The 26,607-nt window shown below is 37.8% G+C and carries 23 protein-coding genes and 1 riboswitch; of the genes, 9 read left to right on the forward strand and 14 right to left on the reverse strand.

The window, feature by feature from the left end; all coding sequences use genetic code 11:
• The first annotated feature begins 658 nt into the window (after positions 1-658).
• Positions 659-734, forward strand: a riboswitch (cyclic di-GMP riboswitch).
• 129 nt (positions 735-863) lie between these two features.
• The 8 genes from H4J61_RS06285 to H4J61_RS06320 all read left to right on the forward strand — a co-directional run bounded on the left by H4J61_RS06285 (position 864) and on the right by H4J61_RS06320 (position 9,674).
• Positions 864-1,580 (forward strand): molecular chaperone, encoded by a 717-nt coding sequence (locus tag H4J61_RS06285; RefSeq protein ID WP_182184399.1) that lies wholly within the window; start codon positions 864-866, stop codon positions 1,578-1,580.
• An 11-nt stretch (positions 1,581-1,591) separates the two neighbouring features.
• Positions 1,592-2,014: a hypothetical protein gene (locus H4J61_RS06290; RefSeq protein ID WP_182184400.1), complete on the forward strand. Its 423-nt coding sequence runs from the start codon at positions 1,592-1,594 to the stop codon at positions 2,012-2,014.
• 58 nt (positions 2,015-2,072) lie between these two features.
• Positions 2,073-2,534 carry a hypothetical protein gene (locus H4J61_RS06295; RefSeq protein ID WP_182184401.1) on the forward strand — a complete coding sequence of 154 codons (462 nt, stop codon included), beginning with the start codon at positions 2,073-2,075 and terminating at the stop codon, positions 2,532-2,534.
• A 63-nt stretch (positions 2,535-2,597) separates the two neighbouring features.
• Positions 2,598-2,984, forward strand: a complete 387-nt coding sequence (locus tag H4J61_RS06300) for a hypothetical protein (RefSeq protein ID WP_182135059.1) — start codon at positions 2,598-2,600, stop codon at positions 2,982-2,984.
• Positions 2,985-3,193: 209 nt separating this feature from the next.
• Positions 3,194-5,833 (forward strand): hypothetical protein, encoded by a 2,640-nt coding sequence (locus tag H4J61_RS06305; RefSeq protein WP_259363150.1) that lies wholly within the window; start codon positions 3,194-3,196, stop codon positions 5,831-5,833.
• A 451-nt stretch (positions 5,834-6,284) separates the two neighbouring features.
• Positions 6,285-7,814: an AMP-binding protein gene (locus H4J61_RS06310; protein ID WP_182184402.1), complete on the forward strand. Its 1,530-nt coding sequence runs from the start codon at positions 6,285-6,287 to the stop codon at positions 7,812-7,814.
• A 30-nt stretch (positions 7,815-7,844) separates the two neighbouring features.
• Positions 7,845-8,750, forward strand: coding sequence for a TauD/TfdA family dioxygenase (locus H4J61_RS06315; RefSeq protein ID WP_182184403.1), 906 nt, complete (start codon positions 7,845-7,847; stop codon positions 8,748-8,750).
• An 87-nt stretch (positions 8,751-8,837) separates the two neighbouring features.
• The gene (locus H4J61_RS06320) at positions 8,838-9,674 is read left to right on the forward strand and encodes an SDR family oxidoreductase (protein ID WP_220461202.1); all 837 of its coding nucleotides are present in this window, start codon (positions 8,838-8,840) and stop codon (positions 9,672-9,674) included.
• Between the two features lie 295 nt (positions 9,675-9,969).
• Here the strand turns inward: H4J61_RS06320 and H4J61_RS06325 are convergent, their stop codons facing one another.
• The 7 genes from H4J61_RS06325 to nhaD form a co-directional block, all read right to left on the reverse strand.
• On the reverse strand, positions 9,970-10,503 hold the full coding sequence (locus tag H4J61_RS06325; RefSeq protein WP_182135065.1) for a DUF6436 domain-containing protein: 534 nt from the start codon (positions 10,501-10,503) through the stop codon (positions 9,970-9,972).
• Positions 10,487-11,953 carry a methyl-accepting chemotaxis protein gene (locus tag H4J61_RS06330; RefSeq protein ID WP_182184404.1) on the reverse strand — a complete coding sequence of 489 codons (1,467 nt, stop codon included), beginning with the start codon at positions 11,951-11,953 and terminating at the stop codon, positions 10,487-10,489. Before H4J61_RS06330 ends, H4J61_RS06325 begins: the two co-directional genes overlap by 17 nt.
• A gap of 642 nt (positions 11,954-12,595) precedes the next feature.
• Positions 12,596-13,255 carry a tetratricopeptide repeat protein gene (locus H4J61_RS06335; protein ID WP_182184405.1) on the reverse strand — a complete coding sequence of 220 codons (660 nt, stop codon included), beginning with the start codon at positions 13,253-13,255 and terminating at the stop codon, positions 12,596-12,598.
• Between the two features lie 39 nt (positions 13,256-13,294).
• On the reverse strand, positions 13,295-14,098 hold the full coding sequence (locus H4J61_RS06340) for a thermostable hemolysin (RefSeq protein ID WP_182184406.1): 804 nt from the start codon (positions 14,096-14,098) through the stop codon (positions 13,295-13,297).
• A 401-nt stretch (positions 14,099-14,499) separates the two neighbouring features.
• On the reverse strand, positions 14,500-15,354 hold the full coding sequence (locus H4J61_RS06345; protein WP_182184407.1) for an MBL fold metallo-hydrolase: 855 nt from the start codon (positions 15,352-15,354) through the stop codon (positions 14,500-14,502).
• A gap of 224 nt (positions 15,355-15,578) precedes the next feature.
• A complete protein-coding gene (gene dinB / locus H4J61_RS06350; RefSeq protein WP_182184408.1) occupies positions 15,579-16,652 on the reverse strand; it encodes a DNA polymerase IV in 1,074 nt (357 codons plus the stop codon).
• Between the two features lie 413 nt (positions 16,653-17,065).
• Entirely contained in the window at positions 17,066-18,487 is a 1,422-nt protein-coding gene (gene nhaD, locus H4J61_RS06355) for a sodium:proton antiporter NhaD (RefSeq protein ID WP_182135077.1), read from the reverse strand.
• Positions 18,488-19,012: 525 nt separating this feature from the next.
• On the opposite strand from nhaD, the gene H4J61_RS06360 reads away from it, so the two are divergent.
• Positions 19,013-20,251 (forward strand): HupE/UreJ family protein, encoded by a 1,239-nt coding sequence (locus H4J61_RS06360; RefSeq protein WP_220461203.1) that lies wholly within the window; start codon positions 19,013-19,015, stop codon positions 20,249-20,251.
• A gap of 255 nt (positions 20,252-20,506) precedes the next feature.
• Here the strand turns inward: H4J61_RS06360 and nqrM are convergent, their stop codons facing one another.
• The 7 genes from nqrM to H4J61_RS06395 form a co-directional block, all read right to left on the reverse strand.
• On the reverse strand, positions 20,507-20,728 hold the full coding sequence (gene nqrM, locus H4J61_RS06365; RefSeq protein WP_182135079.1) for a (Na+)-NQR maturation NqrM: 222 nt from the start codon (positions 20,726-20,728) through the stop codon (positions 20,507-20,509).
• Between the two features lie 102 nt (positions 20,729-20,830).
• Positions 20,831-21,874, reverse strand: coding sequence for an FAD:protein FMN transferase (locus H4J61_RS06370; protein WP_182184409.1), 1,044 nt, complete (start codon positions 21,872-21,874; stop codon positions 20,831-20,833).
• A 163-nt stretch (positions 21,875-22,037) separates the two neighbouring features.
• Positions 22,038-23,264 (reverse strand): NADH:ubiquinone reductase (Na(+)-transporting) subunit F, encoded by a 1,227-nt coding sequence (nqrF, locus tag H4J61_RS06375; RefSeq protein ID WP_182135083.1) that lies wholly within the window; start codon positions 23,262-23,264, stop codon positions 22,038-22,040.
• An 80-nt stretch (positions 23,265-23,344) separates the two neighbouring features.
• Positions 23,345-23,968 carry an NADH:ubiquinone reductase (Na(+)-transporting) subunit E gene (nqrE, locus tag H4J61_RS06380; RefSeq protein WP_182135085.1) on the reverse strand — a complete coding sequence of 208 codons (624 nt, stop codon included), beginning with the start codon at positions 23,966-23,968 and terminating at the stop codon, positions 23,345-23,347.
• Between the two features lie 6 nt (positions 23,969-23,974).
• Entirely contained in the window at positions 23,975-24,598 is a 624-nt protein-coding gene (locus H4J61_RS06385; RefSeq protein WP_182135087.1) for an NADH:ubiquinone reductase (Na(+)-transporting) subunit D, read from the reverse strand.
• Positions 24,598-25,410, reverse strand: a complete 813-nt coding sequence (locus tag H4J61_RS06390) for a Na(+)-translocating NADH-quinone reductase subunit C (protein ID WP_182135089.1) — start codon at positions 25,408-25,410, stop codon at positions 24,598-24,600. The genes H4J61_RS06385 and H4J61_RS06390 overlap by 1 nt, the downstream gene beginning before the upstream one ends.
• Positions 25,403-26,605 (reverse strand): NADH:ubiquinone reductase (Na(+)-transporting) subunit B, encoded by a 1,203-nt coding sequence (locus H4J61_RS06395; RefSeq protein ID WP_182135091.1) that lies wholly within the window; start codon positions 26,603-26,605, stop codon positions 25,403-25,405. The genes H4J61_RS06390 and H4J61_RS06395 overlap by 8 nt, the downstream gene beginning before the upstream one ends.
• Between the last annotated feature and the right edge of the window lie 2 nt (positions 26,606-26,607).

The following is a 26,607-nucleotide window of genomic DNA, read 5'->3' on the forward strand; positions in this document are numbered from 1 at the left end:
TATAAATATTGTAGTAAGGCCATATAAAAACATGCCGAAATATTGTGTTATATTTACTGACTTGAATGTCGGTCATAGTTAATGTGAAAAAATTTTTGATTTCTTTTACATTAATTATGCAAAAAACTTTTAACTTTAACTTCTTGATACTACCATTAAAAATTAGGATAAAAAATAATTATAAATTTTATAATTATTTTTTATCCTAATTTTCCCATGAATTAAGTAACAGATATTTTTACAAAAAATCAGCTTAATTACCCAGCCACTAGTCTATTTCTCCGACATTAACTTCGCCAGCCTGACATTTTTTATTGTTTAAAATGTGTTCAAAATGAACGCTTATTTTTCTGATGTGACACTTTTGTGTTAATCCTTTCTCTTACCTACTTTATGAGTTTACAAGCACTAGCGGTTCAATAACGACACTATAAACTGAGCTTGTACAATACAAGTTTAAACTGTCTGAATATTCATCATAAGTAGCTAGTTTTAACATACACCATATTTGTGATACGGTGAGCCTAATAAATAATATAGCAAAGCTTAATTATCGATCAGTACAGAGATGTAACATAAGTCATTATCAGATAAACGCTTTTTATGGCGGTTATCTAATCTCGTTGTACTGTTTAGAAAGTAAATAAATTGCAAACCTATAAATAAATCGCAAACCTAGGGAAACCTAGGGACGCAAAGCTAAAGGGCCTGTAAAATGGTAGCCAGTTGCCAAGAGTGAATTAACACTTTTTGTTTCCTGAGCTATTTTTTTATCTATGGTCTTCTTTATGAGGGCCATTTTTTTGCCTGAATTTTGTAAAATTCGTTAAAGATAAAAATGTAGCAGGAATTATTTGATTGATATGAAAAATTACTTACAAGGTGTTATTGCACTATTACTTTGCACTTATTCCATTAGCAGCTTTAGTGCCTTTACGGTCACCCAAACAAGTTTTGGGCTAGATCTGGACCAACCGGTCACGCAAGACACTACCCTGGTCAATCAGAGCAACAAGCCTGTTCGAGTTAGGGTCGACTTTGAAAAACCGCCATGGGCTAAAGCCAAGTATTACTTGGGCGATCAATTGGTCGCTTATCCAAAAATAGTATTGATACCACCTAAAGGTCAGATCCAAGTAAGGATAGCGCCCAGAATAAAAAAAGACTTAGCTGATGGAGAATATGTTGCGCTACTGGTATTTAAAGAGCTGCCACCAAGAAAAAATTCTGGTCAAGTTACCATGTTGATGAACATAGGGATCCCCTACTATGCCAGAAAAGGTGAACTTAAAAGTGCTATGGATTTTGAAAATTTACGGATGGTAAAAGCAGATCAAGGTTATCAATTACAAGGTGAGCTTAAAAATGAGGGGAATTATTCTTATCCTCTTAATATTGCTGTTAAGTTTTACCAAAATAACGCATTGATTAAAGAAGAAAACTTTAAAAAAGGTTTCTATCGCGAGCAGCTGGTTAAGCTCAATCAATCGATAGCGATGAATACAGATACTGATTATGTAGAAATTGTTTTTGCCAATGACAAAATTGATTTTTCTAAAGCATTTAGCTTTGTTCTTTAACTGCGCTAAAAGTGCGTAAATTCGCTGTAATATTATTAATTTTTTCAAGCTGCTTGGCCGCTGAAGAAGGGTCTTTTTATATCAATGGTGAGGCGGTTAAAGAAATATCGCTCTGGCTTGCTGTTACAAGTATTGATTTTGGCGATGTGTACCGTGATAGCGAGGTAGACAGTGTAGTGGTTGATTTTACGGTGAATGCCGAGAGTGGCTATGACTATACCGTCGAAATAAGTAATGACGACAACAGTAATGTTTTACAAGTGTCGCGCACGGCCAACACAGGCTATACAACAAATACCATGACTTATGTAGCAACAGCAAACGGGGCTGACCAAGCCCATGAATTTTATGTAGACCTTAGTACCCGTGATATGAGCAGCGATTTGTCTGCGACAATTACGGTACTGGTGGCCTACAACGACATCCCCGAATAGGCTGCCTTTGATAAAAAGGCAGTTTATTCATCATCAAAGCAATACAAGTGAGATAAAAATGAAAAAATTATTATTAGCAACATCAATACTAGCCATCTCTTCAACAGCAATGGCTGCGAATGATTCTGCGACCTTAGATGGTAAAGTAAGCGATACCTTAAATGTTGTTGCTCATTATGTAACACCAATTTCTGTCACGGTAGATACAGCAACAATCGACTTTGGCGATGTTTACACTGACTCAGTTATTTCAACTGAAGCGGTTATTGCTACCGTCGTGGGTGAAGCGCTAGAAACATTTAGTTATACAGTTACAACTGATGGTGCATTGGCTCTTTTAACTGGTGATACGACCGGTTCAGCAATAGGTTTTGTGGATACAACTACATCGCAAGCTCTTACTTTTAATGTTGGCCTAGATACCGCTAATGTGACAGATGCTGATGTTAGTGAAATTATTACCATTTCAGTGAATTATGATGCTATCGCTGATACAACGGTGACTAAAGTTACAAGTTAAGCATAAACTTAATCATTATTCAGGCAACTTGATAGTTGCCTTTTTTAACCTGGTTACCAAGCAATGAACAAATTTTTATTTTTATTAGTGTTTATTTATGCACCTTCGGTTTTTTCACTAGAGATAGTCGGCGTAAAAAATGCCCTATTGCAAGACCTCTATCTTTATAACGGCAGCAGGCTGAAGGTTTATCCTGAAGAGGGTGTACTTATCACCGTTGAAGGCAAAGCCAATAAACAGGTGAAATTGCAGATCAAAACCAATGGGGTCGTGTATCTTACCCCAGGTGTCAGGATTGAAAACCTGCAGCCTAAACAAAAAATCATTACTTTAAATAAATATGGCGAAGGCGAATTTACAATTGGTTTTTCACTGCTGGGAGAAAAAAATATCAGCGGTAAACATAGCAAAAGAATTAAATACCAAGTTAACTATCTTGATGATGATTAAGCCTTTTAAATTCACTAAAAGCACTGAATATATTGGCCTAGCGACACTCTAAGTAACCGTATTTAAATCAAAGCACCTTAGTTTTTAATAACCTACAGGCGATCTTCCTTGCAAAAGTCACGCTACGACGTTAGCGCTTTTAATTACTACATTTTATGCCTTTTAACACCTGCGCCTTTGCAGCTTACATACGTTTTAGCGGCCTAAAAATGTTGCTTAAATTTCCTGATAGCCTAGTAATGTTTTTTTCGGCCATTCAAAAAGTGCCCACAGGCTTAATCAGTCCAGTTTTCCTCATGCTATACAGCTTGCTTTTTATTCATCCCACTTTCGCCAATACACAGGATGAGTATTTTGACGATATGATCACCCTCAAAGTTGGTCGCTACCTAAAGCAAGAGTTCTACGAGGTCAAAAGTGATTATGATGGCGGCATTTATATTGCAATCAAGGATTTTATAGCCTTTAGTGAATTGCGCGAATATAGCAAATTGTCCATTGAAGGTGAAAACATAAAACTCTTTATGGCAGCTAGTCTCTTTCCAGATAGCAAAGCAAGGTATATAACAAAAAAGCTTACTAATCTAAACACCATCATCATAGATGGCCAGATCTATTTGGACCCTCAGGGGATCAGTGAGCTGCTGCCTATTAAGGCGGTTCAGTGGCGGGCAGAAAGTTACACTTTAGTAATATCACCCGATTTTAGCCTACCCCTAGACTACCGGATTGCGGCACAAAGAAGAAAGCGAGGTATCGAAGAAGAGAAAAACAGTCAGTCTGCCACACCAGAAAAAGACTTCTTTATGCAAGAGGACAGAAAGCTCATCGATTTTGGTATGCTTAAGCTGCGCTATGACATTAATGATATAAGTAGCTACTTTAAAAATGGGGCAGAGCAAAACAAGGGAAATGTTGACCTTGAGTATAGTGCGCAGCTACTTTATGGTGATTTTAATATCAGGCATAGCCTTTATCCCAATAAAAACCTCGCTAATATTAGCCTAAAATATCCTTATATTTTACAGGATAAAACGCTCATTATTGGAGACAATTATATCCGTGGCAATAACCTGCTGGGCTACAACAGCAACATTCGTGGCTTATCCATTAGTGACAACGATTATACCGTGACGCGTTCCGGACAAAACGTCACTATTAGAGGGAGAGCAGCCGCCAACGCTATGGTTGAAATTTATCAAAATGGTAAGGTCGCTGACTATCAGCGTATCGAGGGAGTCGAGTATGAGTTTACCCTAGAAATGAGAAGTCAAAACGATGCCTTTACAATAAAGATATTCGACCGAAATGGTGTCTTACTAACAGAAGAAATTGTCAATGTAATGCAGGGTAATGACTTTTTAAATGCGGGAGAGTGGGACTACAACTTTTTCTATGGGCAAAATCCACAAGCAGAAAATAAGGCTTGGGATGATCGAACCTATGGGATTGCCTACGGTGTAAGCAATAATCTCAGTTATTACTTTGACTATTATAATACCCGCAATGAAGACACGCTCTATCAATATGCTAAGCATAAACTAGCATACCGTTTTTCAACTTTATTTGTCCCCTTAGTGGCTAACCTTTCTTATTATGACTCTCTTACAGACCGAAGTCAGGGCTATATTGGCGAATTGAGCAGTAAAATTTTTTCCCATAAATTATTCTACAGCTATGAGCGTTTTAGTCACCTATTGGCGCAAGATGAAAACAAAGACCGCTATCAACAAGTTGAGATTAGTGGCAATTATGGCCGAAGTGATTATTTTTTTAGGTTTTCAAATAAAAAATATCAAGACCATACCGAAAATATATATAACACCGGCGTAAGTTATGATGTTAACAAAGTACTGCGCATTAAAGCAGACCTTGGCAAAACGGTACAAAAACAGAGCGAGCAACAGCATAACCACACAGTCAAAATAGATGTTGATTATAATGAGGGAGATTTTACCTATAATCTCAATGCCAACTATAACCAGCGCCGTGAGGCTAAATGGCAATATATCGCTAGGCTAAGAAAAAGACTACATCAGCAGACAAACTTTGCCTATAGTGTTGAGGTAAATTATAACAAAAGTGATCATTTTACCCTCGGTATAACTTTTGAATATAAATTTAACGATTTTTTCAAGATAGACGCGGATTACGATAGTAAAAGAGCTCAGCCGCACAAGGTCAGAGCGAGTTATGAAACCGTGATCAATATGAAAAAACCCTTTCTAACCAATCACGCCAAATATCCAGATAATGGTTATCTCGAAGGAAGAATTTTTGTTGATAAAAATGCCAATGGGGAAAAAGATATCGATGAGGAACCTGTTGTGGGTGTGGGTGTTGCTATAGGTAAAAATAAGGTAAAAACCGACCGCGCGGGTAGTTTTTATCTCAGCAACATATCACCTTATCGCAGTAACAAGCTGCATTATGATTATTCTGGTATTATGGTTGATCCAACACTAAGAGCGGATAGTGCTGAAGTTATCGAGCTGATCCCCGCATCTGGTAAAAAACTATCTGTCGGACTTGTCCCCTTATCCTTGGTTATGGGATCTATTTATTTACCAGAAATAGCCGATAGCATAAGTAAAAAGTTTTTTAGTTATGTTGAGATAGTTGTGGAAAAAAATGGTAATTACTATAGTAGCGTAAGCCCTGAGTATGACGGTTTTTTTGTTTTACAGGACTTAAAGCCAGGAAAATATAACCTAAGAATAAATTACTTAGGCAGTGAAAAAATTACGCTTGCTAAAGATGTTCTGAGCATTAACGTGCTGCCTGGAGATACCGGAGATTTCTATGAAGGAATTGATTTTAAGGTCACAGCAATTGAAGCTAAAAAATAGACACAACCTTAAGCCTAGAGCAAACAAGGCCAATCTGAAAAACTCATTTAAATCAATACCATACCTGATTATATATTTAATTATTGCTTTTGAACAGACCTGATATAAGGCAAATGTTAGCACTGGACACCCTAGTACTAAAACGTTAAATATTTACCACTATACACAAGATAAAATCAATATTACTGATGCATATGAGTTAACTGAATAACGCGCTTAGCCAGCAAACGCCCATCACAGAAATAGATACTTAACAGCCCCTTTTGCAATGGTTTGACTTACCTGCGAAACCAACAGCTACCATTGCATAAAGCGCATCAAGCAAATAAAACCCAGGTATAATTTTCTTCTTTGTGTTGAGAAATTTATCTCACGCTTAAGACTGCGTTAAGATTTGTCATAGATACTTGTTTTAATCAAATCCTAATGGGTTCATTAAAAAGGAAGTATCATGGAAAAGCTGTTTCAAGTATTACGCTCGCGCGCTGATTTTTTTCCTCATCAAGCTGCTTTAATTACCGATGCGGGTGATCATCAAGACATCATTTCTAATCAGCAATTATGGCAAAAAATAGCGAGTGTAGCAGCGGTTTTTACACAAGCAAAAGTGCAGTGCATTGGGCTGTATATGGATAACTGCTCAGAGTGGATTATATGTGATTTGGCTGCCGCTAGCTTAGGCGTGACCTTGGTGCCCATTCCACTATTTTTTACGCCAGCACAAGTTGGACATTTAGCGAAAAGCGCACAACTAGACGCCATTATAACCAAGCAAGCTTTAACGCTGGCGCTTAACACTAACGAGCACTTACATTTTGCTGTTGCGAATAACGCCGCACCTAAGCTTTTACCACTTACTGACACCCTGCTATTGCCTCTGTCGGGCGATTACCGCTTTGATCGTGAAATTAATGCGATTAACGATATCGATGCCGTGACTAAAATTACTTATACCTCAGGCTCTACCGGAGAGCCTAAAGGGGTTTGTTTGTCCAGTGCGAACATTGCGGCTGTGTGTGAAGGCATTGAAGCTTCAATGGTTCAACTGCCGATATCAGATCATTTATGCGTTATGCCGTTAGCGACATTATTAGAGAATATTGCTGGGGTATATATTTGCTTACTTCGAGGTGGAGCGGTAATAACCGCGCCATTAGCCACGCTAGGTTTTGTGTCTAATGTTGAATTCGATATTGAAAAACTAGTTAATAAAATTGCTTTGCATCAGGTTGGCAGCGTTATTTTATTACTGCAAATATTAAAATATTTAGTCCATGCAGCAAATAAAGAAGTTTTAGCTCAATGCGCTAGCTTACAGTTTATCGCGCTAGGTGGAGGCAAAACATCGCCAATTATTTTGCAACAAGCGATAGATAGTGGCTTACCTGTTTATGAAGGCTATGGTTTATCAGAATGTTGTTCGGTGGTCAGTCTTAATTTACCCCAACAAAATAAAATAGGCAGTGTTGGTAAAGCACTACCTCATGTGCAGGTAAGTATTGCTGCTGATGGCGAGATCATTATTGATGGTCAGGCAATGCTAGGGTATTTAGGTGAATTAAAGCCAGTACCTGAACAAATTCATACCGGTGATTTAGGCTATATCGATGCTGATGGCTTCATCTATGTGTCAGGCAGAAAAAAGAACACCATTGTTAGTAGTTTTGGCCGTAACATTTCTCCTGAATGGGTGGAGGCCAGCTTAACGTCGTCGTCAATTATTTCCCAAGTAGCGGTTTTTGGCGAAGCTCGTCCTACTTTGTCAGCGGTAGTGGTTGCCAATAATAAAAACCCGCTTGAGATACAAAACGCTATTGATGAGTGTAATAAAAGCTTACCCGATTATGCGCAAATTCATCATTGGTTGCTAGCTGATGCTCCTTTTAGTACTCAGTCCAATACGCTTACCAGTAACGGACGTATAAAAAGAAAAAATATTGCCTTGGTCTATGAAGACAAACTTGCTGCACTTTATTCATAATTTAACCGTATTTATTATCAGGAGATCACTATGACAAACATTATTTTGGCTACCACCAACACAGCGCTAAATGAACTTGAAGTGGTTAACCAAGCTAAACAAAAGTTAAATGATAACGGCTGGGTATTACTGCGTGGGTTTGATGCTAGCTTGCCAAAATTTAGTGAATTATTAAAACACTTTTGTCATGAGCTAACTTTTGATCCCGCACGTGAATTTGCTGATAAATCTAGCCAAAAAGTTAATGCGGGTATCGATGCAGTAGGTTTACATATAGAAAATGGTAATACGCCTTTTCCACCTAACTTGGTGGCTTTTTATAGTGAAAAAAGCGCTAAACAGGGCTCTCAAACTACCTTGTGCGACGGCGCTGAACTTTTTCAAAATATGTCGGCGCAGTTACAACAAGCATGGCAGCAAACGGTAACTGTTTCACGACGTTTACCTTCCCACCTTTGGCGCCAGTATGTAGTTAATCAACACCCAGAAGTTAACTGTCTAGCTGAGGTAACTGAAAAACATTTAGCTGATTTTATAGCGATTAATCAAGATCAAAGAGGGAAAATAAACCCTGATGATAGTTTAGATTACGCATTAGATATTCAGCCTTGTTTACCCATTAAGGGCCTTGCTAATGAAGGAGCGGGGAAAGGAGCGTTTAAAGCAGAAAGCCAAACTGAGCAATTCGCCTTTGCTAACGCACTGTTAGGTCCTTCTTTTAATTATGAAAAACCCAATTATAGCTTTGCTAATGGTCAGCCAGTGAGTGAAGCATTAATGAAACAAACCGCTGAGCTTGCTGAAAAATATACTCAAGAAATTCAGTGGCAAGATGGCGATATAGTCGTTATTAACAATAAACGCGTATTGCATGGTCGTAGAGCTATTACTGGCAACTTAAGCGACAGAGCACTTTTTATTGGTATGGGTTACTAGGCCTTAATTTTTACAAAATACCTTAAATAATACCTTAAACAATATTTTTACCTAATGCTATAAACCACATGACCAGAGGCTCTGCAAATGACCAATAAATTCAGCAACACCATGACCAATAATAATATTTTACTTACTGGCGCAACCGGGGGCATTGGGCAAGCGTTTAGCCAACTATTGTTTAGCTCTGGCGCTAACTTGGTTTTAGTCGGTCGAAATCAAGCGAAACTAGCGCAATTAAAAGCCGAATTATTAGCTGCAAATCCAGAGGCTAAAAACTCAGTGGTTAGCTTTGTGGTAGATATTTTACAGCCAGCACAACGTGATGACTTAATTGCACAATTAGCCTTATTACCGTTTGAAGTTAATGTATTGATCAACAATGCCGGGGTAAGTCAATTTAAGTTATTTGAACAAGCTAGCGAAAGTGAAATAAGTCATATTATTACCACTAACACTATCGCCCCTATGCAATTAACCCAAGCGTTATTGCCCTTACTTAAACAATGTAACAAGGCACAAATAATCAATATTGGATCTACTTATGGCAGTATAGGTTTTCCTGGCTATACGGCTTATTGTGCCAGTAAATTTGCTTTAAGAGGCTTTAGCCAAACATTATCGAGAGAACTAGCCGATAGTAATATTCGAGTTAAATATCTTGCACCACGCGCTACTCAAACGAGTTTAAATAGTAGTGAGGTAGAGAAATTAAATGCTGAACTGAATAGCGCTGTCGATTCAGCCGAAACTGTCGCTAAAGAATTACTCACCTTGATCATGCAATCAAGTGAAGAGCGCTACATAGGTTGGCCAGAAAAGCTTTTTGTTCGCATCAACCAATTATTTCCCTCACTTGTTAGTCAATCAATTATAAAACAATTACCTATTATAAAAAAATATGCCAATAGTAGTTCAGTGTGATTTTTTCTCTAACTTTACCCTTAATGTAGCAGTCGAATAAAGTGGGAGCCCTCTACATAAAGATGGAAACACTAAATAGGAAAAATCAACTAAAATTGGCAGCTGACCCTGCTATACGTTAAGCGCAAGCTAGCTATCAGTCACTATTTAAGACAACTGATCGCTAACTGATGCCACTTTCGTGATATTAGCATTTGAAAATTTATACTGATGAAATTTGTATGTTTTGATCTACAGCGGACATGGTTGAACACCGCAAAATAGATGATATAACTTTCTTTCAATAATATTTTGTTTATACATTGCAATAACACCCTTTAGTTTGAGCAAGTATTAATTTGGCGTTATAACCTTTTTTATAATTATCTAACACTATTTTTATCAAACTATTGGAGGACGAACAATCAAGTCCTTCAGAATATGGCCCAAAATAGATTAATTTTCCTTTTGCATCAATAATTAATGCCGACGGTGTGGATGGAATTATATGACTTATACTGTTAGATATAGATAAATTTAATACATTAAAACCATCTTGCTCAGCTTGGGTACTTATTAAAAGTTTATGATCTTCACTATTAGCAGCGCAACGACAGTTTGAATCACTAAAATGAATTATCGTATTTGACAATGTTTTATCTTTTAAAACTGCTGAGTTCACCAACGCCGTTATAATATCATTACCATCCATTCCTTTTAATTTGCCATCTGGATCAAACATAACTAATCGCGCACTAATAAAGTATATTGCCGCGATAATAGTACCGATGATCCAAACAGCAAACAGAATGTAATGGAAGTAATTGGCTTGCTTATTTAAAACTTTCAATATTTTTTTCTAATGACATAATCGAAACGTTCATGTTTTCAGTTTCATTTGACAACGATTGTATGTTTTTTAAATCATCTTGGCTTGAAACCCTCATGTTTTCTGTACTTTCAGCAATACTATCCGTTGTGGTTGATTGTTCTTCGACTGCGGCGGCAACAGATATTGCAATGTCACTTGCTTGAGCAACTAACGTTAAAGCTTGATCCATATTACTACTGGCTAAATCAGAGGTTTTAATGACATCCTCAACAATTTTTATAGAATTTTTCATTGCTTCAGTGGATGTTTTAGAATAGTTATTTAACTCTAACGTTGTTTTACTAATTTTATCAGTACTTTCTTTCGTTCTATTGGCTAATGCCCTCACTTCATCTGCAACCACTGCGAAACCTCGACCTTGTTCACCCGCTCTAGCCGCTTCAATAGCAGCATTTAATGCTAATAAATTAGTTTGATCAGCAATGCTTGTAATCTCAGATAGTACCGTTGTAATCATTTCACTAGACTTTGTAAGCTCTTCTATTTCACTTCTCGTTTGAAATAATGCCTTCGTTAATGTTTTATTCATACTGTTAATATCTGAAATGTTTGAACCTGTAGCTTGTGTCAGTGAATTTGCTTCTGACATTTGCTGGCTTAACATTGAAGTATCTTGGGCAATAGACGACACGGTAACCGCCATTTCTTCAATAGCTGAAGCTATTACGTCTGTTTCATCTTGTCTTATATTTGATGATCTTACGAGTGTGGCTTGTACTAAGGTTAAGTTTGTAGAGTTGTTCACTAAGTCTTGAGCTTGTTTTTTTACATCTACGATCACATTATTAAGTAAAGTTAATAATTGATTAAAACCCTGTAAAATCACATTATCATTTGATGTAGAGCGAATGGTTAAATCTATTGAATTCTTATTTTCAGTGAGTTGTTGGGTAATTATTGATAACTCTTGACCCACAACACTATCGTCATACAACATTTTTGCAATATACCCCGCAATAATTGCTTCAACAAGAGCATAAGCGGCATGAATGACTACAGTGGAAAATAGTAATCTATCATTATCAAAAATATAAACGCCAACGTTATTTAATTGTAGAAAATAAAAAGATACATGGTGAACTGCAATCGTTAATAAAGCAGATATAAATACTTTCCAATCACTAAAGATAATTAAAAAAGCCATCAAAATGAATATTTCAAAATGGACTTCAATTAGGCCATTCATTTGATGAATATGTAAGGATGCAAAAATTATCACAGCTATTGCCGTAGCATGTTTAGTTAACTCACTATTGATTGCATTTTTAATCAAAAAGATAGGAACTAAAGCGGCAGGTAGGCCAATAACAAATGTTTCCCAAAATGTATTATATACAAAAGCCATAACTACTGATTCTAAAAATAGAATGATAAAAAGGGTTGTAAATAAATTTCCGTGCTTATTCATATGTATCCTAAAGGCTTTATCTATATTATTTTGGATGATAAAGGATAGTATTAACTTAAGATATAGCTACCTTTATTAATAAGTCATAGATTTAAATGATGTTATTCAAAATATTGGTCACAATGCGGTGTTTGTATATCCTAAATTTTGCGCCCATAGATTGGATGCTAAGAGAGGTAGATAAGGGAGATAGATAAGAGAGGGGTATTTGCTTTTTATGATTATTAAATGAGTCTCAAAACAAATTAAATAACGTCAGGTAAATGCAAATTTTTGAAGTTAGCTGTCGACCTAATAAGGTCAACTAACGGGTGAACAGTTGACCTCAACAAACACTCGAAATTTCAAACTTGTACTTCCGCAAAGCGCACAAAGTGATCGTCAATAATTCAAAAGTGTATTGGCGGTAAAGCAGACCATTATATGCTTAACGGCATAAGTAGGCTTACATTGAAAAGTGTTGCTAGCTTTATTTGGCTTCTACACTTAATACAAATTATCATTTCGCGATACGTCAAAGATATATTGACTAATACGATGCTGAGGAGTCGCCATAGCATCAGCGCCTATTACTTATTTTGCAGACAAAAAAACTTGAAACCATGTCTTTCAAGCTTTTAAAATCATGCTTAGCGATTAATTTTAATTTTTCGCTATACTTTTATTCACCTTGGCAAGTAAAACTAAAACCTCTTGCTGTCTAAATTTATCAGCACTGGCTCGGTTAACGCGCTGTGGAGCCGCTTGTGCTAATAATAGGTGCTCTTTTGCTTTTTCATACTGGTCTTGTTCAAGATAAAATTCAGCTAAGAAATAGTTAATATCAATACCCGTAGGATTCATTTTTACAGCGGCTTTAAGATGTTGCTCAGATTTGTCATCATCACCAAAACTCAGTGGCCAGCCAGGTACTTTAAGGTAAAGAATACCTAAACTGGTGTGCGCAGAGCCTTGTAAGGCGGTTTCATCCAGAGATAAAGCTTTTTCAAAAGCACTTTTAGCATCATCGGCTAAAGAAAGTGCTCCCAAGCCACCTTTTGCCCCCGCAAAACTAGATTGTACAATACCATGCCAAATCCAAGCTTCGGCATGGTCAGGGAATTCAACCGTTAGTTTTTTTGATGCTTGCTGTAACTCGGTAAAATCGTTTTTTTGTTCCTTTTGAGTTTTAACATAATTAGCTTCTACCCACTGTTGCTGTATGGCGAGTAGTGCGTCATCAAAATTAAGCTTACTGATATTATTCGCGTATACGTTGCTTACAAGGCAACAAAGGAGTGTTAATAATGTGAATTTTTTCATGGTAATACCTTTTTATTAGTCATATAAATTAAAAGTTGTTTAACCTAGTTGCTGACATGTTTGGGCAATTTGTTTATCAAGTGATTTAAACATTGCTTGATACATCGGCAGTCGGTCTATCAAAGCAATAACATCGGATAACGACACCGCAACAACCTTTGGATTAGTGGCATAATAACTGCCCCAATCATCAGTCGATGTTTGAATTTTATTCTGATAAGCATCACTAAGGTGAGTGCAATGCACTCCTGATTTAGCCATTAAATTAACCACCTTTTCTGTACCTGAAAACACCATGTATTTATAGTTTAGATAAAACAAAGAAACGGCTGTGATCATAAATAACGGCAGAGTGAACCTTTGATTATTACTAAAAAGATGGCCTATTTCGACAATATCTTTTCTGTCGATATTATTTTTTACAAACACAGCTTGTTGCTCAATGGCACCGGAAAGGTATTGCTCAATAAATAAATCGTCTTGACCACTACGAATGCCTAAAGCCGCTTTATAAGTACCATTACACAGAGCTAACAAATGAGGCATAGTCACTGAAACTTTCGCCTGATAACTCTTGAGAAAACCTTGTTTGATAAATTGCTCAATCTCGCTTCTTTGCTTACTGCCCAAGGCCGCAACTTGAATATCAAAATTAAACTTTTGCTTAACAAGTGAATTGTTACTTGTTGAGTGGGCACTTGGTGAATGGGTATTTGGTGAGTATGGGGTTGGCGTAGTCTTATTTGACAACAGCTCAGGCGATGTCAAATTAACTGAATAATCTTGATATTTTTCAGTTGAAGTTATCTCGTGTACTTGATGGCTTGAAATTGTGTTTAACATTATAACTATCTCCTGAAAAGTTTATAATGTCATTCTATTACTCAAATCTTAAAGCAAGCTTAAGTAAGCTAAAATTATGTTAATAAATCATCTTATTTTTCACTTTAATGTTTAAGTAACTTAAGCACAAACGTTAAGTTCGATAAGGCGTTAGTGATGCAAAGATTATGATCATTGAGTAATAGCCATACCCCCCAAACATACCTTACAACCTGTAAATTCTACGCATAAAAAAAGGGCTATTAAAAAGCCCTTATAGGTAAATTATCTCTAGTCGGTTAGCTGAGTTCAGTTTTGTTGGACTTTGTATTCACACGGCCAAGAATTATAACTCACCTATGACTTTGACTCAGCACCTATGACTTTAAGTCAGCAAACTATTACTTTAAGTCAGCAACCTATTACTTTAAGTCAGCAACCAAGGTTTTCAGCCACTTCTCTTCAGTAATAAATTCCCAAGACAAATGCTGATATTTTTCACCCATACCTTCGTTAAGTATTTGCTGTTCAGATTTTCCGGCAGCAAGTGCCGCAGACACTTTATTAATACTAAACTCCATCATTGTCGCAAAGGCTAGCATATGGCTCTTGTCGGTTAACTTGCCATGGCCTGGAATGATCACCACATCGTCAGGTGTGTTTTTAAGCATGTACTTAACATTGGCTAAATAGCCTTTAACACTACCACCACTTTCTAAATCGATATAAGGAAAACCAATTTCAAAAAATAAGTCACCGGTATGTAATACGTTCGCTTTTTTAAAGTAAACATAGGTATCGCCGTCAGTATGGCCGCTCGGTAAATGTGTTAGCTGAATTTCTTCGTTAGCTAAATAAATAGTAATACCATCTTTGTAGGTTACCACAGGCAAACTTTCTACTTCATGGTCGGCTTTGCTGCTCAACCGGCTGCGAACATTCTCATGGGCAAAAATTGGCGCTTTATGTGAAAAAAACTGATTACTGCCAGTATGGTCGCCATGATAATGCGTATTGATGATATATTTAAGTGCTTTATCCTCAATGCCTTTCATTGCTGCTTCAATTTTTTCAGCTAATGGGGCAAATTTATCATCAACTAATAGCAAACCTTGTTCTGTGGCTAACACACCAATATTACCACCTGGACCTTGCAACATATAAACACCGCCTGCAGCGGGTTGCACAGTTATATCGGCATCAGCCATTTCTTGCGCATGCAATGAAACACTCAATAATGTACTCACGACTGCACTGACTAAAAGTTTTTTTAACATGATTTTCCGCCATTTTTAATATGATTAAGACTGAGAATTCAAAGCATAGGTTAAATCCTATTAATAGCTCTAAACTTCTGTCATTTAATTGTCGTTGGTATGGGTATTAGTTGATATGTATTGTTTTACTCTATTTGACCGTACTTAGATCACTTTGCCCTTGCATTATACTTTTCAAAGGCAATAAAAATTTGACACTAAATTAACAAAAATACAACACAAGACTAAAATAAGGCTAGCTGACTTTGCTTATCATGACTGTGTTGCTCAGTAAAACCCAATGACAAGCCTATCAAACGCACTTTTCGATTATTAGCTCGGGTCATAGCTTTTTGTAATAATTCAATAAAAACAGCTTCAAGACAAGCTTTTGATTTTATATCAACCGTTGTTTGCTGAAAGTCGGCAAATTTAATTTTTACCGTTTGTTTGCTAATTTCACGATCGGCATACTTGGCTAAGCGCAGTTGTAGTTGACTAAATAAACTTATTAATATCGCCTGACATTGTTCAATGGAGTCAATATCGTCTGCCAGAGTAGTTTCAATTGCCAGTGATTTTCTCACCCGTGAGGTTTCAAGTGCTCTGTCATCTATACCAAAGCTACGTTGGTATATAACGTTAGCGAATTTACCGACTATAGTGTGTAGTTTTGCTACCGAACTCGCTCTTACATCGGCGCAGCTTTCAAAACCAAAAGCTTTTAGCTTTTCACTGGTTTTTGGCCCAATGCCTGGGATTTTTTTCAGCGCTAAATTAGCCACAAAAGCACTGACATTTTCTGGCGTAACCACACATTGGCCATTGGGCTTATTTTCATCGCTCGCAATTTTAGCTAGAAACTTATTGGGCGCAATACCAGCCGACGCGGTGAGATTAAGCTCGTTATAAATATCACGGCGTATTTGTTCGGCAATTAAGGTAGCGCTACCATAAAACAACGGCGAATCAGTCACATCAAGATAGGCTTCATCTAACGATAAAGGTTCAATTAAATCAGTATAGCGGGCTAATATGGCGCTAATTTGTTGCGATACTTGCTGATAAACTGACATACGGCCATTAACAATAATCAGTTCAGGGCAAAGGGCTTTCGCCCTTGCGTTTGGCATAGCAGAGCGCACACCAAACTCTCTCGCCTTATAGTTACAAGTACACAACACACTACGCGGCCCATTGCCACCAACAGCAATAGGCACATGACGCCACTGGGGATTATCACGCATTTCAACCGCGGCATAAAAGCAGTCCATATCGATATGAATTATCTTTTTTTGCGGTGGCTTATCTTTAAACATTTACCATGCCATATAAATAAATTAATGTAAGATATAACAATACAGACCATGACTGTATATAAACACAGTTACTTTACCATTTATTAAGCTAGCGTCAATATAGTAAAATCAAACAATGAAGAAATGGCTTAAGTTATCAATATAGATCATTATAAGATGTTGAATGCTAGTGGGCGTAGGCCGTAGTGCAAAGCATCAATTTTCCTCAAAGAATTGTTAAAATGAAGACTGAGTTAAAGAGTGATTAAATAGAGCCAAGCCCCTTTTCTGGTTACTCATTGAAGTGATTAGTTACTATATTAAGCGGCAACCTAGCTAAGGTTAACTACGCTTTAGGCGTAATAACAATAGCTAGTTCGACACCATATGTTTTTCAGTTAAGCTAAACTGAAAAACATATTAACCATTAACCATTAACCATTAATCAGAAAGTGTACGCCAATACTTGCCGCGTAACCTAGGGCAATAGCCCAACTCCACTTTAAGTGACCCATAAAAGAATACATACCTTTGGTTTGCCCCATTAACGCCACACCTGCCGCTGAGCCAATGGACAATAAACTGCCGCCAACCCCTGCGGTCATGGTAACTAATAACCACTGTTGAAGATCCATCACTGGGTTCATACTTAACACCGCAAACACTACCGGAATGTTATCAACAATGGCTGATAATACACCTACGGCAATATTGGCGTAAGTTGGGCTCCAGTTACTGTACAAGGCCTCTGAAACTAAGCTTAAATAGCCCATAAAGCCTAAACCACCCACACACATAACAACGCCGTAAAAGAACAGTAAGGTGTCCCACTCTGCCCGTGCTATTTTGTCAAAAATATCAAAAGGTATAATATTGCCAAGCTTTTTCAATGCTTCTGCATCGTTTTCAGCTTCGGCTTTATTACGTTTTTTATCTAAAGAGCGTGGTAGGCTCATACGTAAATAAAAACCAAAGAATTTTAAGTAACCTAATCCCATCATCATACCTAACACGGGTGGCATATTAACCACACTATGGCATAACACGGCTGTTGCAATGGTCAGCACAAAAAGTGCGACAATTCTTTTTGCGCCTCGCTTTATTTGGAAAGCTTCACTGACGACTGGCGTCGACTTTTCATTGGAAATGAAAAAGCTCATGATGATGGCGGGTACTAAAAAATTGACCACTGAGGGAATAAACAAAACAATAAATTGTTCAAACTTAACCAAACCTGACTGCCAAATCATTAAAGTAGTAATGTCGCCAAACGGACTAAATACACCACCCGCATTAGCCGCAACAACAATATTAATGCAGGCTATATTGATAAACTTTTTATCCTTAGACGCCACTTTTAATATAATGGCACACATCAACATGGCGGTAGTTAAGTTGTTAGCAAATGAAGAGATAGCGAAGGCTAAAATACCCGTCACCCAGAACAACGATCTAAGGCTCAAGCCCTTAGAAACCATCCATAAACGCAAGCCATCGAAAATACCTCTTTCTTCCATCGCGTTAATGTAGGTCATGGCCACAAGAAGAAATAATAATAACTGCGCATATTCAAGTAAGTTATGATTAAAGGCTTCCTCTGCCTCTAAGGGCACTCCATGCTGGGTGTATACCCAGCCAATAATTAACCAAATAACACCAGCGGCAACAAGCACAGGTTTTGATTTTCTTAAGTGGATAACGTCTTCGCCAATAACCAGTAGGTAGGCGATTGAGAATAAGATAAGGGCAGTGAAACCAAATATCGAGTTGGTTAAATCAATACTGCCGTGACCTGAGGCCCAAGCAGTCGCAGAAATACATGAAAGTAACAGAATTAATAATATTTTTTTAAACATAAGTACCTAATGAACTCAATATTGTTCTGGTTATTAGCGTTGACCAATGACTAAAATGGCTGTTTTTATTGGCTTATACTATTTTCAAACTTATCTCGGCTGTTTATTGGCTTTTTAAGGTATCAATTTGATCTTATTAAGCGAATAAATTAGCGCTGATAAGTAACGAATAAGGCCCTCTGCTTTGCTAAATCATTTAAATTTTAGCAAAGCACAAGTGTTGCCCACAGTATTATAATCTGCGATATAACATTTTGGCTTATATTATTTTTAAAGTTTTTGCTCTAAATCATAATATATCGCAAAGTTTGTCACTTTCCATCGCCATGATGAGCAATAAGCTTTAGGTTTAGCTTTTGTGTTTGTCCATTAATAAGCGCTAGCTAGCAGTAAAGGAGAGGTAAAGGAGAGATAAGTCGTGATATATAAATGTAGAAGTATTCTCTTCATTTTAAAATCACTGTTAATTTTATAAAAGATGCGATAGCTTAGCGCTATTTTTTTCTCACCATAAAGGTTTTTATTTTGCATACGCGAGCACTTTTTCCGCTATATATTTTTATTATCTTATTTACCACAGCACTTTTTTCATGTGCTAGCTCTGCCCATAGTGATGATATTAATAAGGCGACGTTATCCTTAGATAACAGTGAACATTATCAACTTGTTGTTACGGTAGACTTGCTGCATTTACTAAAAAAACATCTCAACATCTCAGGTGATGACGCTAAGGTGATTGGCGTACTCAATCAGCACTCGTTTGTTGAACAAAAAAAGCTACTCGAACACCTGCAAGTTATTTTGAGCCAACAAACTAGTCTGCATTTTACTTATATAAATGCGCATAAAAATATTCAAGGGAGCATTGACGCGAATATAGACGGGAACATTGACGGGAATATAAAACAAAACCTAAAGCACAATATTGCGCCCTTTAAAGGCTTACAATTACAGCATTTAAAGCGAATATTATCTCAACAAGCCGGCTTAGCTGAATATAAAGCACAATTAAACGTAACCGGAGATATTCCACAAGGGGTGGATGAAGTTGCCGTGCAATTTTCGCCATTATTGGGTGATATTGTACTGAAAGTGATTCGACCACAGCAAGAAATCATCCGTTCAGCAACCCTAAGTAACCGTTATAAAATTAGTTTAGCCAACGCCAACTTAGCGGCAAGTAACGCTATAGTGCCTACAAGAATAAAACTTGCCGCTGATTATATTTATCAGGGTTTTGTTCATATACTGCCACTGGGCTTAGATCATATTCTTTTTGTTTTAGCCCTTTTACTTTTTGCTAAACGTCGCTCAACTTTACTATGGCAAATCTCTGCATTTACCCTAGCGCATACCATTACCCTTGCCTTAGGTATTTACGGTGTTGTAGCCTTGTCCAGCGCAATTGTAGAGCCACTCATTGCCTTATCTATTGTCTATGTAGGCGTTGAAAATATTTACCGAGCACAAACAAATACCACTAGTTATGCACGTATGCCGATAATATTTGCCTTCGGTTTGTTACATGGTTTAGGTTTTGCTTCGGTATTAGGCGATCTGGGATTAGCGCAGAGTCAATATGCCTTGAGTTTGATCTCATTTAACATTGGCGTTGAACTAGGACAACTGACGGTTATTGCCCTCGCTTTTATGTGTTTATATCCCTTGAGGAGTAAAGTTTGGTATCAAGAAAGGTTAGTACTGTCGCTTAATGTTGCGATTGCTATTATCGCTATCTATTGGCTAATTGAACGACTTATTTAAGCGTTTTAGTTAAGTTATTAGCATGGTAAATGGCAGTAAAGTAGTTAACTAAGCATCGCGTTCTTTGACATCGAGCTACAAAGGTCTGCTAATACCAAAGAAACTTCGATGGCTAAAAGCATCAATGGCTCAAGTTATATTGCTCAACCTAAACAGAAAAAGGTGAGCTAAGCTCACCTTTTTCTAAAAATCATCTGATGTAAACTGCAAGTTTTGATAACACAATGCGCTAAAAACTTTACTTACGTCAACAGCCTAAATATTTTTCACGCTGATGTCGCCAATGGTTAATGCCGCTACTCGATCACGTTCTTGGCGCTTTTCACAAGGATCATCACAGTTGCATGACTTATCAATACCAACGTTCGCTAGGCCACCACAACTACCAGCAAGCGTTTTGTTCTGAAATATATAACCTACTGCCATTGCCATAACAATAACGAGAAAAAAACATAAGGTGATTAAAAAAATAACCATAATGAGTGCCTACCTATTTGATAAAACTTTAATAAGTTGATTATAAAAATAACTTTTAAATAACGAGAATAACGTCAGTAACGTAAATAAACCCCTGCAAACCTACTTGAGGTACTGCATGAATTTTACCGTGCTTTGCTCGACAAAGCCATGATCAGTTTTCTCAATAATGTAAACCGCAAGATCATTAGCCTCTGCAAACGCCAGCGCTTTTTCTTCACCCATCACCATCATGGCCGTAGATAAACCGTCAGCAGTCATTGATGATGGATGAATTACCGTCACAGAAACCAGTTTATGATTAATCGGCTTGCCAGTTTTTGGGTCTATGATATGCGAAAATCGTTGGCCTTCAGCTTCAAAATAAATGCGGTAGTCACCTGATGTAGCAACCGCGTTATCTTTTGGCACAATAATTTGATGAACAGCACGTTCGGTACTTAAAGGCTTTTCAATCGCAACATGCCAAAGTTCACCGGTATGTTTAAAACCTTTAAGACGCATCTCTCCACCAATTTCAACAAGGTAATTATTGATGCCATTAGCTTCGACGAACTCAGCGACTAAATCAACGCCATAACCTTTGGCAATGGTTGACAAATCAACATAAAGATCGGGAATACTTTTACTTAACATGCCGTTTTTAAATGCTAACTTATCTAAACCCACTCGCGCTTTGGTGGCCGTTAATAATTCATTATTTGGTATGGTTTCAGGACGATATTCTGGCCCGAAACCCCATAAGTTAACTAATGGTCCTACCGTTACATCAAGCGCACCATTACTTAGCTCTCCTAAGCGCATAGCTTCTTTAATTACCCGAGCTAAACCTGTCGAGATATTAACTGGCGAAAGTGACCTTGATTGATTAAATGTTGATAATTCGGAATCTGTAATATAAGTCGACATTTCCTGATTGAGTTGTTTTAACTGTTTATCAATACCTTGCTGGATTTTAACTGCGTCTATGTTCTGACCCACCAGTTTAATATTATAGGTGGTGCCCATCGTATTGCCTTGCAGAAAATATTCTTGACGAGCAAGGTCATTACTGGGTGAACAGCCGCCTAACACAACTAACATGGTTGTTATTAGCCATAATTTAGCGGCTAATTTGTGCTTAGTTAGGTTAAAACTATATTGCATCACAATATCCTTAATAAAAGTTTGTTTAGCTAAAGCAAGCTGCGTCATTGGTGAAAAAAACAGCTTGTTTTAGCTAAATAAATTCAGTGATAAAGTTAAAAGCTAATAGGTATTAAAAAGGCGACCTAGGCCGCCTTTTCACTTAATGAATTCGCGAGCTTAATTAGCCACCGAAATCATCTAACATGATGTTTTCATCTTCAACACCCAGATCTTTCAACATATGAATAACGGCAGCGTTCATCATTGGAGGACCACACATGTAGTACTCACAATCTTCTGGCGCTTCATGGTCTTTCAGGTAGTTTTCATGTAATACGTTATGAATAAAACCTGTCATGCCATCCCAGTTATCTTCGGGTTGTGGATCAGATAACGCCACATGCCAAATGAAGTTGTCATTTTCAGCTGCAAGGCCGTTATAATCATCTTCATAGAACATTTCACGCTTAGAACGAGCACCATACCAAAACGATATTTTACGTTTAGTATGTAAACGTTTAAGTTGATCGAAGATATGAGAACGCATAGGCGCCATACCTGCACCACCGCCAATAAAGACCATTTCACTTTCGCCTTCTTTGGCAAAGAACTCACCAAATGGACCTGAAATAGTCACTTTATCACCCGCTTTTAAGCTGAAGATATAAGACGACATTTTACCTGCTGGTAAATGTAAACGCCCTGGAGGTGGCGTAGCAATACGCACGTTCAGCATGATAATGCCTTCTTCTTCTGGATAGTTCGCCATTGAATAAGCACGTAACGTCGGCTCATCAACTTTTGATTCTACATCAAAAAAGCCAAAATGATTCCAGTCACCTTTGTATTGTTCATCGATATCAAAATCGCTGTATTTTACGTGGTGAACAGGTGCTTCAATTTGAATATAACCACCCGCGCGGAAAGGTACAGACTCACCATTTGGAATTTGTAACTTAAGTTCTTTAATAAAAGTTGCTTGGTTATCGTTAGAGATAACTTCACATTCCCATTGCTGAACACCAAAGATTTCATCTTCAAGCACAATATCCATATCTTGCTTAACAGCTACTTGACAGGCTAAACGACAACCTTCTTTTGCTTCACGCTTATTGATATGGCCTGATTCAGTGGGTAGTAAATCACCACCACCTGAATGTATTTCTACACGACACTGGCCACAAGTACCACCGCCACCACAAGCTGAAGGTATAAAAATACCTTGGTCAGCAAGTGCGCCTAAAAGCTTACCACCAGCCGGAGTTACTACCGACTTTTCTGGGTCACCATTAATGCTAATCGTAACGTCACCTGAAGAAACTAACTTAGATTTGGCAAGTAAAATCACCACTACTAAGGCTAGCACTATCACAGTGAACATCGATACGCCGAGAATAATAATTTCCATCGACTTTCCTTTAATTTTCTCTAAGGGTTTTAGCTAAGTCATTTACTCGCAAGTAAGTGTTCGCTAAAACCAACATAAACCTAAAGTGAAATACCACCGAAAGAAAGAAAGCCAAAGGCCATCAATCCTGCAGAAATAAACGTAATACCTAGACCTTTTAAGCCATCAGGTACGTCCGAGTATTTCATCTTTTCACGAATACCCGCCATTAATACTATTGCTAACATCCAACCTACACCTGAGCCAATGCCGTAAACAACACTTTCACCTAAGGTTAAGTTTTTTGCTACCATAAATGACACACCACCAAAGATGGCACAGTTAACAGTAATCAAGGGTAAGAAAACACCCAGCGCTTGGTATAGCGCAGGAAAGTATTTATCTAATACCATTTCAAGAATCTGCACTAAGGCCGCAATCACACCAATAAAGGTAATAAAAGACAAAAAGCTTAAATCTATAGAGTCTTTTGCCTCGGTAACACCCATGACGCTATCTAACGCACCTGGCGCTAAAATCGCTTGATAAATGATTTGGTTAACAGGTACTGCAATGCCTAATACTACAACAACTGCAACACCTAGACCTATCGCCGTGCTAACATTCTTAGAAACCGCTAAGAATGTACACATACCGAGGAAGAAGGTTAATGCCAAATTTTCAATAAATATAGCCTTAACAAATATACTTAAATAATGTTCCATAACGACTTAATCCTTCTCTACTTGTTCTGGCCTGAACTGGCGAATTGCCCAGATAATTAAACCGATAATGAAGAATGAGCTAAAGGGTAAAACTAATAAGCCATTACCTTGGTACCAACCGTTGTTTTGCACCAAAGTAAACACTTCATAACCAAATAGTTCACCAAAACCAAATAGTTCACGGAAAAAAGCAACAACCATCAACACTGCACCGTAACCTAAACCATTACCGATACCATCTAAAAAGCTAACCCCTGGCTTTTCTTTCATCGCAAAAGCTTCAGCACGGCCCATCACAATACAGTTAGTAATGATCAGTCCGATAAATACCGACAACTCTTTTGATAGCTGATAAGAAAACGCTTTTAACACTTGGTCAACCAAAATAACCAGTGAAGCAATAATCACCATCTGTACTATGATACGAACACTGGATGGTATTTGATGACGAATCAGTGAAATAAATAAATTTGAAAAGCCTGTTACTAGCATGACGGCAAGCGTCATAACCAACGCATTCGCTAATGAGCTTGTAACTGCCAGTGCAGAACAAACACCCAGCACTTGCAAGGCGATCGGGTTATTATCAATAACAGGTCCAAATAATACTTTTTTAGTATCAGTAGCCATTAGTTCAATCCTCCAGCGCGGTAGTTAGTAATAAATGGACCATAGCCCTCTTTGCCTAACCAAAAATGCAATGTATTCTCAACACCATTACTGGTCAAGGTAGCACCAGACAAGGCATCTACGCCGTGAATATTGCCAGCTTTAGCACCACCTTTAACAATTTGAATCGCTATGTTGCCTTGTTCGTCAAACATTTCCTTACCTGGCCACAAAGCTTTCCATTTAGGGTTAAGTACTTCAGCACCTAAGCCCGGCGTTTCTTTTAGCTCAGAGTAGATAAGACTTTTAACGGTATTTAAATCAGACTCTAAACCAATAAAGCCGTACATTAGATCCCATAAGCCAGAGCCAACAATAGGCAATACTATCGTTGATACCTTACCTTGTTCATCTTTAATCAAATAAACTACGGCATGATCAGCTTGACGATTTATACCCGCGATATCATTTTCAGGTATTGAGCTTTTACTGATATCACGCGCATCAGCACGTTCATCAAAGGTTTTAACGTTACCTTCAATGACTTTACCTGTTGCTAAGCTAATCATCTTGGCATCAACATACTTTTCATACGTATCAACAATACTTTCAGATTCACCACCCAAAGCTTTAATATTTTCTGCTTTAAGCGCTATCGCTAATAAACCAGATGCTTCAAGGATCTTAGTTTGCTTATCAAGCAATTTATTGGCGGTTTGTAAGGGTTTTAAACCAACTGCAGCAATCGATACTAGGGCAGCACAAACTAAACAAATTATAAATACGAAACCAACAGTTCCGCCGAAAGTTTCTTTCTTTTTAGTATCAGACATTACGAGCAAGCCTCCGTTTGATATTTTCTTGAGCCATAAAATAATCAAGTAGTGGAGCAAACAAGTTAGCGAATAAAATAGCTAACATAATACCTTCTGGGAATGCTGGGTTAACCACACGTATCAGTACCACCATCAGACCAATCATTGCCCCGTACCAATATTTACCTTTATTGGTAAATGCAGCGGTTACTGGGTCTGTTGCCATAAACATCATACCAAAAGCAAAACCACCACTGACAAGGTGCCAATACCAAGGCATAGCAAACATAGCATTGGTATCACTACCAATGCTATTAAATAGCATTGACGTTAACACCATACCGGTAAACACACCTAAGACGATGCGCCATGAGGCAATACCTTTATAAAGTATATAAGCACCACCAAGCAAAACCATGACTGTGGAAACCTCGCCAACAGAGCCTGGGATATAGCCTAAGAAAGCATTCCACCAATCAGTACCAATGGTATAATCGTTTAGCCCTTGGCTTGCTGCACTTAGCGTTGTTGCACCCGAGTAACCATCAACAGCAACCCACACAGAGCCACCAGAGATATCCGTTGGATAAGCAAAGTATAAAAACGCACGACCGGCTAATGCTGGATTTAAGAAGTTTTTACCTGTACCACCAAATATTTCTTTGGCAATAACAATACCAAAAGTAATACCTATGGCGGCTTGCCATAGTGGAATAGTCGCCGGTAAGATCAAAGCGAAAAGCACTGAACTAACAAAGAAACCTTCGTTAACTTCATGTTTGCGCACTGAGGCGAACAACACTTCCCAAAAACCACCGACAACAAACACTGTGGCATAGATAGGTAAGAAGAACACAGCGCCGTAACACATCATGCTGAACCAACCAGATTCTACAGATAAGCTACCGCCCAGCATTTCAAACAAACCTACTTGCCAATTATCAGGTAAAGCGTAACCGGCCGCTAATGCATCAGCCGCTTGGAAACCAATGTTGTACATACCCCAGAACATAGCAGGGAAAACCGCCAGCCATACTGTGATCATAATACGTTTAAGGTCCATACTGTCACGAATGTGAGTTTGACCTTTGTTCACTTGGCCAGGCGTAAATAGCCCTGTTGCGACCGCTTCGTAAAGCGCATACCAAGTTTCAAATTTACCGCCTTTTTCAAATTGCGGTTCAATATCTTCAATAAACTTTTTCAAGCCCATGA

Origin of the sequence: Colwellia sp. MB3u-4 (assembly GCF_014077065.1) — a bacterium.
Lineage (GTDB): Bacteria > Pseudomonadota > Gammaproteobacteria > Enterobacterales > Alteromonadaceae > Cognaticolwellia.

Excerpts from the sequence above, each read along its gene's own strand:
- H4J61_RS06285 (WP_182184399.1), top strand. The coding sequence starts at position 864 with ATGAAAAATTACTTACAAGGTGTTATTGCACTATTACTTTGCACTTAT.
- H4J61_RS06295 (WP_182184401.1), top strand. The coding sequence starts at position 2,073 with ATGAAAAAATTATTATTAGCAACATCAATACTAGCCATCTCTTCAACA.
- H4J61_RS06300 (WP_182135059.1), top strand. The coding sequence starts at position 2,598 with ATGAACAAATTTTTATTTTTATTAGTGTTTATTTATGCACCTTCGGTT.
- H4J61_RS06305 (WP_259363150.1), top strand. The coding sequence starts at position 3,194 with ATGTTGCTTAAATTTCCTGATAGCCTAGTAATGTTTTTTTCGGCCATT.
- H4J61_RS06310 (WP_182184402.1), top strand. The coding sequence starts at position 6,285 with ATGGAAAAGCTGTTTCAAGTATTACGCTCGCGCGCTGATTTTTTTCCT.
- H4J61_RS06315 (WP_182184403.1), top strand. The coding sequence starts at position 7,845 with ATGACAAACATTATTTTGGCTACCACCAACACAGCGCTAAATGAACTT.
- H4J61_RS06320 (WP_220461202.1), top strand. The coding sequence starts at position 8,838 with ATGACCAATAAATTCAGCAACACCATGACCAATAATAATATTTTACTT.
- H4J61_RS06330 (WP_182184404.1), bottom strand. The coding sequence starts at position 11,953 with ATGAATAAGCACGGAAATTTATTTACAACCCTTTTTATCATTCTATTT.
- H4J61_RS06335 (WP_182184405.1), bottom strand. The coding sequence starts at position 13,255 with ATGAAAAAATTCACATTATTAACACTCCTTTGTTGCCTTGTAAGCAAC.
- H4J61_RS06340 (WP_182184406.1), bottom strand. The coding sequence starts at position 14,098 with ATGTTAAACACAATTTCAAGCCATCAAGTACACGAGATAACTTCAACT.
- H4J61_RS06345 (WP_182184407.1), bottom strand. The coding sequence starts at position 15,354 with ATGTTAAAAAAACTTTTAGTCAGTGCAGTCGTGAGTACATTATTGAGT.
- dinB (WP_182184408.1), bottom strand. The coding sequence starts at position 16,652 with ATGTTTAAAGATAAGCCACCGCAAAAAAAGATAATTCATATCGATATG.
- nhaD (WP_182135077.1), bottom strand. The coding sequence starts at position 18,487 with ATGTTTAAAAAAATATTATTAATTCTGTTACTTTCATGTATTTCTGCG.
- nqrM (WP_182135079.1), bottom strand. The coding sequence starts at position 20,728 with ATGGTTATTTTTTTAATCACCTTATGTTTTTTTCTCGTTATTGTTATG.
- H4J61_RS06370 (WP_182184409.1), bottom strand. The coding sequence starts at position 21,874 with ATGCAATATAGTTTTAACCTAACTAAGCACAAATTAGCCGCTAAATTA.
- nqrF (WP_182135083.1), bottom strand. The coding sequence starts at position 23,264 with ATGGAAATTATTATTCTCGGCGTATCGATGTTCACTGTGATAGTGCTA.
- nqrE (WP_182135085.1), bottom strand. The coding sequence starts at position 23,968 with ATGGAACATTATTTAAGTATATTTGTTAAGGCTATATTTATTGAAAAT.
- H4J61_RS06385 (WP_182135087.1), bottom strand. The coding sequence starts at position 24,598 with ATGGCTACTGATACTAAAAAAGTATTATTTGGACCTGTTATTGATAAT.
- H4J61_RS06390 (WP_182135089.1), bottom strand. The coding sequence starts at position 25,410 with ATGTCTGATACTAAAAAGAAAGAAACTTTCGGCGGAACTGTTGGTTTC.
- H4J61_RS06395 (WP_182135091.1), bottom strand. The coding sequence starts at position 26,605 with ATGGGCTTGAAAAAGTTTATTGAAGATATTGAACCGCAATTTGAAAAA.